The sequence below is a fragment of the Rhodococcus sp. 14-2496-1d genome (assembly GCF_002259365.1).
Classification (GTDB): domain Bacteria; phylum Actinomycetota; class Actinomycetes; order Mycobacteriales; family Mycobacteriaceae; genus Rhodococcoides.
The window spans coordinates 64566-77307 of the sequence record NZ_NPFV01000003.1 but is presented as its reverse complement, the minus strand read 5'-3'; the positions used below and the strand labels follow the sequence as shown (position 1 = coordinate 77307).

At 58.3% G+C, this 12742-nt stretch carries 17 protein-coding genes; 12 read left to right on the top strand and 5 right to left on the bottom strand.

Translation table 11 applies throughout. The annotated features are described in order from the left end of the window. Positions 1–14: 14 nt before the first annotated feature. The 8 genes from CH296_RS01195 to CH296_RS01170 all read left to right on the top strand — a co-directional run bounded on the left by CH296_RS01195 (position 15) and on the right by CH296_RS01170 (position 5989). Positions 15–1376 carry a recombinase family protein gene (locus tag CH296_RS01195; RefSeq protein WP_094683837.1) on the top strand — a complete coding sequence of 454 codons (1362 nt, stop codon included), beginning with the start codon at positions 15–17 and terminating at the stop codon, positions 1374–1376. A 1313-nt stretch (positions 1377–2689) separates the two neighbouring features. After that, entirely contained in the window at positions 2690–3016 is a 327-nt protein-coding gene (locus CH296_RS28495) for a helix-turn-helix domain-containing protein (RefSeq protein ID WP_143546303.1), read from the top strand. A 426-nt stretch (positions 3017–3442) separates the two neighbouring features. Then, positions 3443–3709, top strand: coding sequence for a hypothetical protein (locus CH296_RS01190; RefSeq protein WP_143546302.1), 267 nt, complete (start codon positions 3443–3445; stop codon positions 3707–3709). A gap of 14 nt (positions 3710–3723) precedes the next feature. Beyond that, on the top strand, positions 3724–4116 hold the full coding sequence (locus CH296_RS29840) for a helix-turn-helix domain-containing protein (RefSeq protein WP_143546301.1): 393 nt from the start codon (positions 3724–3726) through the stop codon (positions 4114–4116). After that, entirely contained in the window at positions 4103–4276 is a 174-nt protein-coding gene (locus CH296_RS28745) for a hypothetical protein (RefSeq protein ID WP_179277603.1), read from the top strand. Before CH296_RS29840 ends, CH296_RS28745 begins: the two co-directional genes overlap by 14 nt. Positions 4277–4726: 450 nt before the next feature. Then, entirely contained in the window at positions 4727–4930 is a 204-nt protein-coding gene (locus CH296_RS01180; RefSeq protein ID WP_094683834.1) for a hypothetical protein, read from the top strand. Positions 4931–4958: 28 nt separating this feature from the next. Beyond that, positions 4959–5342, top strand: coding sequence for a hypothetical protein (locus CH296_RS01175; protein ID WP_143546300.1), 384 nt, complete (start codon positions 4959–4961; stop codon positions 5340–5342). A gap of 11 nt (positions 5343–5353) precedes the next feature. Next, positions 5354–5989, top strand: a complete 636-nt coding sequence (locus tag CH296_RS01170; protein ID WP_094683832.1) for a hypothetical protein — start codon at positions 5354–5356, stop codon at positions 5987–5989. Positions 5990–6297: 308 nt separating this feature from the next. On the opposite strand, the gene CH296_RS01160 is transcribed toward CH296_RS01170, so the two are convergent. Then, the gene (locus tag CH296_RS01160; RefSeq protein WP_094683831.1) at positions 6298–6771 is read right to left on the bottom strand and encodes a hypothetical protein; all 474 of its coding nucleotides are present in this window, start codon (positions 6769–6771) and stop codon (positions 6298–6300) included. Positions 6772–7541: 770 nt separating this feature from the next. Here CH296_RS01160 and CH296_RS01155 point away from each other — a divergent pair. The 3 genes from CH296_RS01155 (at position 7542) to CH296_RS01145 (ending at position 9951) form a co-directional block, all read left to right on the top strand. Next, on the top strand, positions 7542–8042 hold the full coding sequence (locus tag CH296_RS01155; RefSeq protein ID WP_143546299.1) for a hypothetical protein: 501 nt from the start codon (positions 7542–7544) through the stop codon (positions 8040–8042). Positions 8043–8216: 174 nt separating this feature from the next. After that, positions 8217–8735 carry a DUF4365 domain-containing protein gene (locus CH296_RS01150; RefSeq protein ID WP_179277602.1) on the top strand — a complete coding sequence of 173 codons (519 nt, stop codon included), beginning with the start codon at positions 8217–8219 and terminating at the stop codon, positions 8733–8735. Beyond that, the gene (locus tag CH296_RS01145) at positions 8725–9951 is read left to right on the top strand and encodes a hypothetical protein (RefSeq protein WP_094683828.1); all 1227 of its coding nucleotides are present in this window, start codon (positions 8725–8727) and stop codon (positions 9949–9951) included. Before CH296_RS01150 ends, CH296_RS01145 begins: the two co-directional genes overlap by 11 nt. 1466 nt (positions 9952–11417) lie before the next feature. Here the strand turns inward: CH296_RS01145 and CH296_RS01135 are convergent. Beyond that, the gene (locus CH296_RS01135) at positions 11418–11693 is read right to left on the bottom strand and encodes a hypothetical protein (RefSeq protein WP_143546298.1); all 276 of its coding nucleotides are present in this window, start codon (positions 11691–11693) and stop codon (positions 11418–11420) included. Between the two features lie 77 nt (positions 11694–11770). On the opposite strand from CH296_RS01135, the gene CH296_RS28740 reads away from it, so the two are divergent. Next, positions 11771–11968 carry a helix-turn-helix domain-containing protein gene (locus CH296_RS28740; protein ID WP_094683825.1) on the top strand — a complete coding sequence of 66 codons (198 nt, stop codon included), beginning with the start codon at positions 11771–11773 and terminating at the stop codon, positions 11966–11968. 27 nt (positions 11969–11995) lie between these two features. On the opposite strand, the gene CH296_RS28735 is transcribed toward CH296_RS28740, so the two are convergent. Genes CH296_RS28735 through CH296_RS29830 form a run of 3 tightly spaced genes read right to left on the bottom strand, consistent with a single transcriptional unit; the run spans position 11996 to position 12532 of the window. Further along, entirely contained in the window at positions 11996–12157 is a 162-nt protein-coding gene (locus tag CH296_RS28735) for a hypothetical protein (protein ID WP_179277601.1), read from the bottom strand. A 44-nt stretch (positions 12158–12201) separates the two neighbouring features. Then, entirely contained in the window at positions 12202–12429 is a 228-nt protein-coding gene (locus CH296_RS29835) for a helix-turn-helix domain-containing protein (RefSeq protein ID WP_143546297.1), read from the bottom strand. Next, positions 12371–12532, bottom strand: coding sequence for a helix-turn-helix domain-containing protein (locus CH296_RS29830; RefSeq protein ID WP_143546296.1), 162 nt, complete (start codon positions 12530–12532; stop codon positions 12371–12373). The genes CH296_RS29835 and CH296_RS29830 overlap by 59 nt, the downstream gene beginning before the upstream one ends. Between the last annotated feature and the right edge of the window lie 210 nt (positions 12533–12742).

The window sequence follows — 12742 nt, the reverse complement described above, 5'->3', positions numbered from 1 at the left end:
CTATAGTTTGGTCCATGAAGGTAGCGACGTACACGCGTATCTCTAGCGACCCTACGGGCAGGGCGCTCGGCGTGGAGCGGCAGGCTGAGGACTGCGAGAAGCTGGCCGAGGGGTTGGGGTGGGAGGTCTCGAAACGGTTCTCGGACAACGACATTTCGGCGTACTCAGGTAAGCGTCGTCCAGGCTATGAGGCCTTACTCGCGGCGATCGAGGCCGGCGAGGTTGGCGCGGTGATCGCGTTTCACACGGACAGGCTGCACAGGTCGCCAATCGAGCTGGAACGGTTCATTGAGGTTGTAGACAAGGCTGGTGCCGAGATTCGCACCGTGCAAGGTGGCACGCTTGACCTGTCTACGTCGCAGGGGCGGATGATTGCGCGTATCGCGGGAAGTGTTGCGCGGCAGGAGTCTGAGCACAGCAGCGAACGGCAGGTGCGGGCGAATCAGCAGAAGGCTGCTAAGGGAGTGTGGCAGGCGGCGCGTCGCCCGTTCGGCTACACGTTGGCGGGGGAGCCGTTGGAGCCTGAGGCGAGCGCTGTCCGTGAGGCTGTGGCGGGAGTGCTCTCGGGCAAGAGTGTGCGGCAGGTTGCGCGGGAGTGGAATGAGGCGGGCCTGACGACGGCGTACGGCGGCAAGGTTTGGACGGCTACCAGTGTGCGGCGGGTGCTCAAAAACCCGCGCTACGCGGCTCTGAGGGTGTACCGAGGCGCTGTGGTGGGCGACGGTGATTGGACTCCGTTGGTCGATCCTGACGCTCATCGGGGGATTGTGGCGTTGTTGGATGATCCGGCGCGTTCGTCCAATGTCTCGTTCGAGCGAAAGTGGCAGGGGTCGGGCGTCTACGTCTGCGGTGTCTGTAGCGCGGCCCTGGTGGTCCATGTGGACGCTAAGAAGAACCGTGCTTACAAGTGCCCCAGTAATCATGTTCGGCGGCAGGGGGTGAAGTTGGACGCCTATATCGACGGCCTGGTGGTGGAGCGTCTAAGTCGGCCTGAGGTGCGGTTGATCGTTGATTCTCTGCCAGGAGTTGACGTGCCGGCGTTGCAGGTCGAGCGCAACGCCTTGCAGGGGCGGTCGGAAGTTTTGACTTCGATGTTTACGCGTGGCGATCTTGATGGTTCTAGTTTTGATCGCGGTATGGGTGAATTGCGGGAGAGTATTCAGCGGGTAGAGGACCAAATGGCGGCGGCGCGTTTATCTAGTCCATTGCTTGATTTAGTTTTGTCGGGTGATGAACTGTCCCTTCGGTGGAATAAATTGTCGCCAGATTTGCGCGGCAAAGTTATTTCGTCCCTGATGATTGTGACTGTGCTTATTTCTCCGAAGGGGCTGCGAGACTTTAACCCCGAGTTTGTCGGAATTGAGTGGTTGGTGTAGCTCAGGCCGACCGTAGGGGGGCGGCATGATGACCGACCACAGTCGTCTTGTCAACCTCTAAGGGGCGTCAGGTTCTGGCCCCTGAGAGCCACGCAGAGCGATTTTTGACGCCGATCTGGGTTCCTGTGCCTGAAGTGGGGGTCAATCGCCTCAGATCGATCGAGGCGGAACCCGAGCCGGAGCCTCGCGCACGCGGTTCCTTATGGGGTACTACCCCTATGGGGTAGTAGTCACCATGAGCGTAGCGAATAGGTGACTAGGGCGTGCGGGCGCAGGGGCACGCCAAAAGATATACCCATACCCGATGCTCAAACTGGTAGAAGTTCCATCTAAATTAATAATTCGCTGGGCGTCTTTTCAGACCAGTGAATGCCCCGGCGGCGAGCCGATATCAGTCCAACCGTACAGCGTAAAGTAACCCGTATCGTACACCATAAAGTAACCTGATAACTGTCAAGAGAGGACCGCGCTCCGCGCTATCACTTCGCGTCCGTGCTGAAAAGATGCACGAACACTCAGTGATGGATATTCAAAGATTCTCCGTCAGGACTAAGAGTAGGCGCGTGTGCGAGGTATACGGATGGTCGCTTCGCTCGGCTTGGGAGACGGATCGGGGTCTATGCGTAATGGCTCTCAGATCGATTCTGGGACTTACGGCGTAGTTCGGTTACGTGTATGTGGGTGGTACGCAGACTTGTCGCTACGGCCCGCTAGCGAATTGTGGTCCCATCCGTCCACGCCGAATCGGACATGTCCGGCGGGGACACTTTCGCATCACCCCAGTTCAGGGGTGCTTTCCCGCAGACCGGCGGGCCTCAGCAGTCGCTCAGCAGTCGCTTAGCGGTCGGTCGACAAACCCACATGGGATTCCGCCGAATACTCATGGAAGTCCGCTGGACCCTCGCGAGAGTGTCGCGACAATTACCTAAAACTGCACGAATAGTTGCACCGTGTCTGTCCTCTGGCGCACCACGTCACCACCACCGTGGCACACCACGCAGGCCGTGACACTTTCGCGTTCCCACTGCTCAGGACGGGTTTTGCCCAAACTGCTGAGCAAGTCCGGTCCGACCGGTGAGCGACCGGTAATGCGTTACTGCAGCGACCGGTAATGCGTTACTGCAGCGACTGGTAACGCGTTACCGCTTCGACAACGGTGAAGCAAGCGTGAAGCAAATTGGTTCGTTTCATAGCCGACTCTTGGCGAGTACTTAGCCGACGCTTAGCAAGTGCCTGGCACGAGCTAGGCAATCGGTTCACGTCCACGGTTTCAAATAAAGGTCTCGTCCGATCTGATTGGTAATCTTTATTTCGTGGGGTTGTCAGAGCTTTCCTATCAAAATGCGCCGATGACGGGCACTGGCAGCCTCACCCAAAATTTTTGCGCGGAAATCACTGCGCTGAGCGCAACGAAAGGAGGGGCGATGGACTTACGAGAATGGCTGACCGAGCATCAAGCCGCCGATCACGTCGGACGTAGCCGGCGCACTCTCCAAATATGGCGGCAATCTGGCGAAGTCACGGCATACCGGCAAGCACGTTCGCTGATTTTGTATGACCGCGAAAGCCTCGAACAGTGCGCGTCCGTTCAGGCGATGCGGTATCGCAAGAAGGTTGGACGGCCCGCAACAACTCAATAGCAAACACTGATTGCACACCCCTGGCGGCAACGCTGGGGGATTTTTTATGCCCAAGTGAGGAACTAATGCCGACTGCCGCCCTTGAACGCCCCACGGACGACATAGCCGAATACATCAAACGAATCGTTGACACAGCACCACCGCTGACCGAGGAACGTAAGAGTCGCATCGTCGCCCTGTTTCGGGCAGGGAGTTGAATTGATTCTCCAATACTCGATGCACGCAATCGTGCAGACGATCCCCGAGTCCATAGCTTATCTGCGTGGAGGTCTGTACCGAATCCCGAAAGCGGTGCCCGAGGGTGCCGACAAAGCGCGGCCAGCGGGTCGACCAGGACCGAAAGCCCCGATGGACCTCACTTGCGTCGATGCGGCGGACCTGCAACTAGACAATCTCGCGTTTTGGGCTGAGGAATGCCGGGTTGATATGGCCGATCTGGGCCGGACGTGGCGCTATCCGGTGGGCCACCCGAGGGCCGGCGACATTCGCGGGGTGCTCTATGACGACTCGCGACCTGCCGACCGCCTGAGCCGGCGTCTGCTGGCCCGAATGGGCGACTGCGACTACCAGGAAGCGCCAGGAATGCACGACCACTTACACACCCTCATGGCCCGTCACGCGACCACCTGGCCTGTCATTCACGACCTGCTGAATCACTACAGCGGCATCGGATCAAAGCGGAGTGCAGCGTGAGAACACTTCCCGGCATGGGCGGCGACGATGACGCCCCAACGTTGGCCCCGGTGGCATTCCCGAACAGGTGGGTTGATGAGTTCGAGGCAATCCGCATCACCGGACGGTCAGAGCGGACCCTGAGGCGCTGGCGAACAACCAGGCAAGTCAGAGGCCGCAGACGCGGCGAGGTGCACGTGTTCGAGGTAGGCGACCTACTCGCAGCGGTAGCCGACGCGAACCGTCGTTACAGGTCGAGCAGGCGGGAATGCGGCCAGATGGGCGGCAGACCCCGCCACCCGGCAAGCCAGCGGATAGCCGAACTACTCAAAGAACAGACTCCTATAAAGCAGATCGCCCGCGAATGCGAATGCTCACCGTCCACCGTCCGTAAGGTCCGAGAGAGAATGAACAATGAGAATCAGTGACACCGACCGGCAACGCGCGACAGCCGCAGTCAATGCAGTCAAACGCGGCGACACAACCGGATTTCACAAAGAAATAGACAATTCCATTCAGGACGGCGCATTCCTGCGCTTCGCCTACGCACTGGCCGAACTCGGTGAGGTCACCGAGCCGTGCACCTGACGTGGAACATTGGTAAGCGTTTCAACAAACCAGGTCAGACACGCCGCGAATACTCGCTCACCCTAAACGACAAATACGGGTCCAGCCACTTCACCAAGGGCTTTACAGTCACGGCATTACGCCAACTCTGCGACGCCCTGCAGGATGCGGTGGACGGCAACTACGGATCGACCCACGAATGGTTCTCAACCCCGTGTCGAAGATACCGGAAACAGGTAATTGTCGAGAAGGGGCGGACCAAGATTTCCGCCGAACCAAGTGAACTCGCTCGACTTATCGAAGAAATTGACTACCTGCTAGGGGATATCTAAATGGGATCACCGAATGATATGCCAAAGATGATGAGGCCACGCAAATACGGTGGCGCAATCCTACTCAACGGCGTCAACCATTACCGATCAGAAACCAGCGTACATAACGACGCACCCACAAACTCGAAGGACGAAAACAATGACCTCCCCTACTGAAACCGAACTGACGAACGCTGAACTCACCGCCAAGGTGACCGTTCTCGAATCCCGCCTCGAACTGCTGCTCGGTTGCTACCACGAGCTGGCCGAAGACCTCGATTCCAACGTCGATGACGTGGACACCCTCACCGACCGCTTGGCCGCTGCCGCGTACGTCCTGATCGGCGGTGACGAAGTTGCCTGAACCAACCGAGGCCGAAGTCGAGCCGGTGGTGTCTGAGCCTGACGAGCAGGTCAACGAACCCGTTGTCGATGCCGAATTGGAAACGCTACGCCGCGACCTTGAAGCGGCACGGCTCGAACTCGACACCACCCGCAACACCCTGACTGCGATAACCACCGAGCGCGACGGATTGCAACTCGCACAGCTCAAGGCCGATGTAGCCCGAGAGAACGGGTTGCCTGCCGGGGTGTTGGCCGGCAAAGACCGTACCGAGCTAGAGGCGCACGCCGACGCGCTGAAGGAATGGCAGAAGGCGCAGCCCGTACGCACCGGACCCAAGCGCCAGGCCCGAAGCGGCTTCGCCAGCTACGACTCACCACCATCCGGTAGCGCGCAGGACCGAGCGGCAGCCGCAATCAAACACGCGTTCTAGGAGCACCACCGATGACAGACACCGAAGCAACGGACACACCCGCACTCGATACCGTTCGCGGCAAGTTCGCGCCCTATGTCGACGTAAAGGCAGTGCAGGGCCTACAGGCCAGCCACGAACAACAGCTCGCAGCAATCGACAACGACGGCAAGCTCACCGACGACGGAAAGAAGGCCGCTCAGGCAGCCCTCTACGAAGAGACCACGGCGGCGATGAACAAGTACCGGGCGGCATTCGAGACCGAGGTAGACAAAGCCACCATCACAGCCGAAAAGCGACTGTTTGGCCCCGCCTCAACCGATCCGGCCACCCTGATGGCACACCGTGACGCACTCGAACGCGCCGACAACATCGCCAACGAAAAGGCCGCACTGGACGCAATCGCACGGGCGCGGTACTCCGGTGATGACTCGATGGTCAGGGCCATCACCATGCGTGCTGAAACCCAAGGTTGGGAGACGGTACTGGGCCAGGTGGAGAAGGCGGCACCGGGCACAGCTACGCGGCTCGATGCCTACCGGCGCATTCCCGGCGGTGACCCGACCACGACCAATCAGGTGTTCGCGGTGAAGGTTCCGCAACGGTTCCTGTCCAAGACAGGCGGCGGAGTCAACAGCTACGAACTGCGCATGTGGGCGCGGAAGTGAGCGGCGACTGATGGCAACCAAACCAAAGCCGCTAGGACTAGAAGAGGCCGCTGCGTCAGGGGACACAGCGGCCACACTGACGGCGCTACGAGATTTGTTGGCAAGGACCATCGTTCATACCGGGTCCGCACGCGAGCTTGCCTCACTGTCACGTCAGTTCGTGCACGTGCTCGGGGAACTCGAAAGCCACAAGCCACCGACACAAACACGACGGTCACCACTTGACGAACTCGCGGAACGACGCAGGACAACCGGAGGCACTGGTCCTCGGGTGCAACCGCGACGGACGGGGGCCAGCGCGGACAGACCTAACCACCTGCCTTGAGTGTGGTGAATGCATCGCCAAGGGCAAGAACAATGGCGTCCCGCTGATCGTTAATTCTAGCCGGGGTGGGATTCGCATTCCCTGTAACCGCGTTGACCATCAAATCGAGGTATTGCCTGACAGCCGCAGCCTCGGCTGTATAGCCAAGCAGCTCAAGACGGATGGCTGTAAGCCGTAACTTGGGAAGCTCTTGATCGACCCGATGGAACGGTTCGTCTCCGTCCCGGTCATCTTCTAACGCGTGGTAGTAGCCCATCGCAATCTCATCAACCTGCGCAATGACATTGACAAATAGGTCCGACTTTTCGAGCCTCCGAACCTCTGTCAGCTCGCGAGCTGCCTTCCGATCGTCAAGTTTCGACTGATACCGGTTGTTCAGAATCACGCCCAGTAACCCAATGCTTGCGGCGATAACGGCGATGCACGCGGCGATAATCGTGGCTACAGGTTGCGTCACCTGCCGATGATCCCACATCAGCGGGGTCCAAAGGCGGACACAATCTAGGACCACTGCAAGCAGCACACTACGGATGCAACAGTGCCCGAGGAAACAGAAGCCCTCAGGGGCAATCTAAGAGCCTACGGGACTGGTGACTCTACGGGGCTTGACAAACGTCCCTCAGTGTGGACGTGAGACGGGTCTAATCGAAGGGTGGGGGGGGGGGGGGGGGTGACCCCCTCTCGCACTCGTGGAAGCCCCTCAGGCATTGCTACCGATATCCCCGCTTTGTCGATTTCCGCCAAGCTGAGACACTGCCGCTATCCCTGCGTAGATAAGACATTGAGCTTTCATCTCAGCCTGAGAGGGGCAAAGCTTAGACGTTCGATTCGTTGTGTGAATGCACTCTAAATGCCGATTTGTCCTTACTCTACGTCTGACTATGTATCGAAATAAGCAACCTACGCCCAGTTCAGTGACCGCGCGGAACCGTCAGCATGGGCGGGTAGCGGAGCCAGACTGCGGGCTACACTTCGTGCACTCACACTCATAGCGAGCTGCGATATCACAGGGTCCGCTTCGGCGTTCTGTGTTTGAATCGGCGCGAATCAACTAGCAGGCAGGTGCAGCGGGTGACTTGTAAGACTATTGCTCTGCAAAACCTTTACTGGACACCGGGCTGGGGCAACGTGGCTACCGTCGCGGTAGCTTTGGCAGCAATTTGGGTCGCCGGCCTCAGGCATCGGAAGGACAGAGAGGATGATCGTCGAGCAGTGCAGCGGGATGCAGTGGCTGAACTGCTGGCGCTGATAAGGCCGTTCTCGGACGATACAAAGTCCTTCGTCAATCGTGCGCGCACCGCGCGGGGGATCTATGTACGGAACGGCCTAGTGGACCTTGAACTGAGGCTCGCATTCGAGGCCTACGGCAAGCAGGTGGCGGCCGTTGCAGCCGAGATAGTGGAAGCTAGGCGTCCGTTGGCTCATGCCATCGAATCGACTGGACTCACGTTGGTTGACGACAAGGTGTTGACCCATTTCAATGCCGTCAAGCGCCTCCATCGCGAAGCCTATTCTGCCGTGGCGTCTCACGGACAAATGATTCGCAATGTAGTCGACTGCCCTGAGGAGTCAGACCTCCATGACGCAGCGAAGACCGAGCTGTCCAACCTAGATTCGATGTCTTCTTACCAGGCCAAGCTTGGCAATGCCATTGATGGACTAGTGGGTGCTGCGAAGAGTCAGCTTGCGCCGGATACGGATCGGATCACGCGTCGTCGGCCGAAGTAGGAGGTGCGGGCAGGGCTGATCCTGACTGTTCCCAGCAGCAGGAACTAGACCGATCGAATGATCGTGTTCGCGTTCGCGTTCGCAGTGCCGAGTGCTGGGCTAGAGTCCACGCATGATCCCGGACGAGGCAGGTTGCCCTTGACGACCAGCGTGGACCCGATTTCAGTCCTGCCCATGGACTCGCTTCCCGGCACACAGATGAAGGAACAGCTCAGCATTGCGTTCATCAGGATGGTGGTCGCAGCGGCCGGGTGTTCAGTGGCCAGCTATTCGACCGACCATGACGGGGTCGACATCTCGATCAAGTCTTCAGCTGAGTACAGCCGCAAACTAGGGCCACAAATTGACGTGCAGCTAAAGTGCACTGCTCGCGTCGATGTGGTTAGGTCCAGGGAGATTGCCTGGGTGATAGATGCGCGCACGCACAAGTATCTCACCTCAGAGAAGCGTCAGGTTCCTGCACTGTTAGCCCTGCTCGTCGTCCCCGACAGCATTGACGCTTGGCTGGACCACGATGAAACTCGAATGTTGACTGAGAGCACGATGTATTGGATCTTTGGGCTCGATATCCCGAAACTCCCACCCGGTCAGCAAAGTATTACAGTCAAAATTCCGCGCGATCACTTATTTACCAGGGACACTTTGCTCGGAATAATGGAGCAAATCGGAGACGGGAGGATCGGTGGATCTTGAGCAGATCACGGAGTCGAGCCTAATCCCTCCGGACGAATTGAAAAGATTCCTGGGAGCTAATCGCTGGGCAATTGTCGAGGACAAAGACAGCGAATGGGAGATTTGGAAAGCCCCAGAGGACGTCCCCGCTACCGCCGTAACTCTAATTTTCGACGATGAGTATTTCGACTACGAAACTAGACTTTTCGAAGCAAATCAAGCGATCCGAAAGGTATATGAACTAACTTCGGTTGCGTTAGCCGAAAAAGTTGCAGCCCTGTCTGCGGATCTATTCTTCTTTAGAATTTCTCAGTTCTCCAGAGACGGAACTATACCGTTTCGGCAAGCGCAGCGAGCCCTCGACGGTATCGCGACGATGGTCAAAGCTGCGGCTACCACGACGTCGAATCCCAATCATTCACATCAAGGACGAAGGCCTGCCGAGGTCGAGTCGTTCATTGCGGACAAGCTGCGCCTGGGTCACACCAAGAAGGGAAGCTTTGTCGTTACGGCGGTCGCCCGATTCGATGATGAGACACCAAATACGGAGGTAAAGGCGGGCAGCAAGAACGATGAGATACTGCCTTACGGCCGCCGTGTGATGACGACGCTCGCTCGCGGGCTCGATGCAGTCCGGGGGGTTGCTTCGGGAGGCGAGCCAATAGGTTCAGCCGTCGAACGCGGGGTGAGTCTCGAACTGGTAGAAGCGTTGGAAAAAATTACTGATGAAGAGGGGCTTCAAACAATTGAGGTCTCTTTTGATTGGTCTCCTTCAGTGATCCAGAGCGTCGAAAACCCGCTTCCGAACATTGTGACATTCGAGCAAGAGCAAATCCTGGCCTTGCCGCAGGTAGCGGAACAGCTAACGACACGCAAGATGCCAACAGTTGTCGAGATTGTCGGGCCGGTACTTGCCTTGTCGAGAGCCGTCAATGGTGGTGAGCCCGAAGAATCGGGCGCGGTCACAGTTCTAGGCGAGGTCGACGGACAAATGCGGAAGATCGTGGTCGAGCTGGAAGGCCGAGAACATGACTGGGCAATCCGTGCGTACCGGGAACGCTTTCCAATAATCTTGTCTGGTGAACTGGTAAAACGTGGTTCCTGGCGGTTGGAGGGTTACGTAACGCTGGATATTGAGTCTGCTAGGTACTTGGCCTCGCGCTCCAGGTCATCAAAGAGCCCGGAACAAGGAGAACTTGAGCCGCCGGCGGCTGACGACAATCCCGACACCGAATGACTTCGATCGTAACCGCTCAGGATGGACGTCGGCATGTGAATGGAGGGTGCACGAGTCCTGCGATCAGAGGTTGGCCAGTGCTACCTTGATCGAAACGACGATTTTCACACAGGCCTGTGCCCACCTGAGGTGTTGCCTGCCACTGATGACTGCAAAGACAATGGCACTAAACGTTGGTGGGGTGCGCCTGAAGTAGTTGGGCGGCACAATTGATCCAGCTATTCATACGTCCTGCATCGTTGTTAACGGTAACCGAACAAATCCCGGAGAAGGGCCAACCCTTCAACGACTTCAAACGCGGACCACGAGGCTGTCAGGACACCCAACGGGGCGTCTCCGCTACTATTCTTCAGGTCCAGGTTCAGACGGGACGTCGTCACAATTCGGATTTGATTCGGGGCGATTCGTCAAAGTCTCAATAACGGTCCGCCCCCGGTGGCGTTCATTGCAGACCACCCGCGCGTCTATGTTCCCACTTTCGACCATCGAGACGCCCCCGCCAACACGGACTAGCGTGGTCCACCCGTCTTCTGTCCCCATCACGTACGCGGTCACGGCAGCGTCGCCACGCACGGAAACGACCTCAGTCGGAATCCAGGGACCGGCACTCGCGGAGCTCACTACGACCAAGACAGCAGCGGTGAATGGACGAAAAACTCGTACACGCGCTCTGCCGGACCGCGCTTGAAACCATTCAAAGATAGAAAAGACGAGCATAGCCCCCAGGAGAGAGAGCAATACAAACATCGAACTCGGAAGCGTGACTGCGCCAGTCACCACAACCGCTAGTACGACCGGCGCGGTCCACTTAGGCAATGGTTCGCCAAACAGACGACGCTCCATCACGTAGGGAACGAGATACAACAGAACCATCGGCATGATCGGGAGGATCGAACCCAGAATCGCGGTCAGGGGGTCGATACCTCTAATTAGCACCCGAAGCGTGGCAAGGTCCCCACTAGCAACGAAAAGCAGATTCAAGGAAACCAGAGCAACGGGGGTAAGGCCCAGCACCCACAGTTGATTCTCGCCCAACCAACGCGGAATCTTGAAAAGAAAGTTATCGTCCTGCGTCCCAGGGGGTTCGGATGTGACCATAACCAAAGACTAGTCGTCCAAGCTCGGCATCGCCGGATGGTTGGCTTTCTTGAGGATGCGTTGCGCTGCGATCAACAAGCGTGCAGGACGCACATTTAGTTGGACCAAATAATACCCGTCAGCTACTTCAGGCGCACCGAATTAGTCAGGGAGTCTTACTGACCGCTACAGGGCCTGATTCAGTGGTCAAGTGTTAGGCAGCGGCCCAATTGCCAGTTGTCGCATTGCGGACGTAGTTCTCGGCGTCAGTCCCGATGCCGACGCTAGTCAAGTGGACGAGCGTGCACTATACGAGCACGGTCGGTGTTCTGTCCGGGTGGCCGTATTGGGAACGGAATGGCCGTGTTCGCCACCCGCCTCCGAGGGAGCTACTTGACGATTGCGGCAAACAACTGCATCCCTTCCGCGTTCTCAACGAACCATCCGGTCATCGTGGCGTCCGACTCGGGATCGTGACGCAAGCTCAGGTTGTTGGCCTTGGCGAAGTCGTAGAGATAGGAGAACGCGTCGTGCTCATCGCGTCCGTTGCCGGTAAAAGTTAGGTCGAGGTAGTCGCCGGCGTCGGTGGTCGGGAACATGGCGAGCGTGGTGGTGGATGCGAGTAACGTTGCAGTACTTGTCATTTCAACTCCTGTGGTTGCCATTTCAGTTAGACTAGCGCGCTAGACCATCGCCGTGCAACCCACGCCTGAACCTTTTTCAGCCCGCTAGACTGACCTGCATGGGAACACTGGACGACCTGCGAAATCAGAGAGCGGAACGCGCGGAATTCGAAGCGAAAATCGCTGAGGTGGACGCTCGCACACGGGAATCCGTGGCGGCTGCGTTCGACGAGGGGTTGCACTGGGAGGCCATCGCTGAGGCGACTGGGTTCTCCAAGGCACGAGTGTACCAGGTGCGCAAGGGAACTCGGCAGTAGTCGGGCAGGCTCGCCCGAGTCGGGAGACTAGCTTTGCGGCTGGGCGCTACGCTCCCGGCGGAAAGAGGCCGCGAGGGTGAGGAAAACAAGGATCACAAGGCCCGCCAGGATGATCGTGTAGCCGGCCAGGTAAGCCAACGCAATGCCCAACATGAGTGCAAGATGCCACAGCAGCATCGGGACGTTCACGGACCTTCGCATATCGGACACCTTCCTGCTGGGAATGTCCGACTCTACCGTGTGCCCGTCATCCACCGCTCCAGGTCCTCGACCTTGAACCGCCACGAGCCGTGCGGTGCACGCCGTTGATAGCCGACCAGCTCGCCGGCACGTGCTGCGAGCAACACTGTCTGCGTATGGCACCTCGCGTGCCCAGCTGCCTCGCGGGTGGTCAGCCAAGGGCTAGCGTCCACGTTCGAGCCAACCGTCCAGGTCGGAAAGCTTGAACCTCCACGAGCCATGCGGCGCACGGTTCTGATACCCGACCAGCTCACCGCAACGGGCAGCGTCCAGCACGTAGCGGGTACTGCGCTGTAGATGGTCGGCGGCTTGCCGGGTTGTCATCCATTCGGTCACGTCAGCCAGGATGCGGCCACGATGATGCGTGCGCAACTTGTGCAGGAACCTGAGACCTACCCTCTAGCAAAGGTATTCACGGATAGACGGTTACGGTGTACTGTGAAGGTCTATCGCTGCTGGCTGTGGGCCGGGCATCCTTGCAACACGCAGGAGGCCCTCTGTGCCCAGTTACGAACACATTGCCAGCGCTATCGA

Coding starts and splice junctions, on each gene's coding strand:
- CH296_RS28745 (WP_179277603.1), top strand. CDS start 4,103: ATGAGAATCAGTGACACCGACCGGCAACGCGCGACAGCCGCAGTCAAT.
- CH296_RS29840 (WP_143546301.1), top strand. CDS start 3,724: ATGGGCGGCGACGATGACGCCCCAACGTTGGCCCCGGTGGCATTCCCG.
- CH296_RS01150 (WP_179277602.1), top strand. CDS start 8,217: ATGGACTCGCTTCCCGGCACACAGATGAAGGAACAGCTCAGCATTGCG.
- CH296_RS29835 (WP_143546297.1), bottom strand. CDS start 12,429: ATGGCTCGTGGAGGTTCAAGCTTTCCGACCTGGACGGTTGGCTCGAAC.
- CH296_RS01135 (WP_143546298.1), bottom strand. CDS start 11,693: ATGGCAACCACAGGAGTTGAAATGACAAGTACTGCAACGTTACTCGCA.
- CH296_RS01195 (WP_094683837.1), top strand. CDS start 15: ATGAAGGTAGCGACGTACACGCGTATCTCTAGCGACCCTACGGGCAGG.
- CH296_RS01180 (WP_094683834.1), top strand. CDS start 4,727: ATGACCTCCCCTACTGAAACCGAACTGACGAACGCTGAACTCACCGCC.
- CH296_RS01170 (WP_094683832.1), top strand. CDS start 5,354: ATGACAGACACCGAAGCAACGGACACACCCGCACTCGATACCGTTCGC.
- CH296_RS29830 (WP_143546296.1), bottom strand. CDS start 12,532: ATGACAACCCGGCAAGCCGCCGACCATCTACAGCGCAGTACCCGCTAC.
- CH296_RS28740 (WP_094683825.1), top strand. CDS start 11,771: ATGGGAACACTGGACGACCTGCGAAATCAGAGAGCGGAACGCGCGGAA.
- CH296_RS01190 (WP_143546302.1), top strand. CDS start 3,443: ATGGCCGATCTGGGCCGGACGTGGCGCTATCCGGTGGGCCACCCGAGG.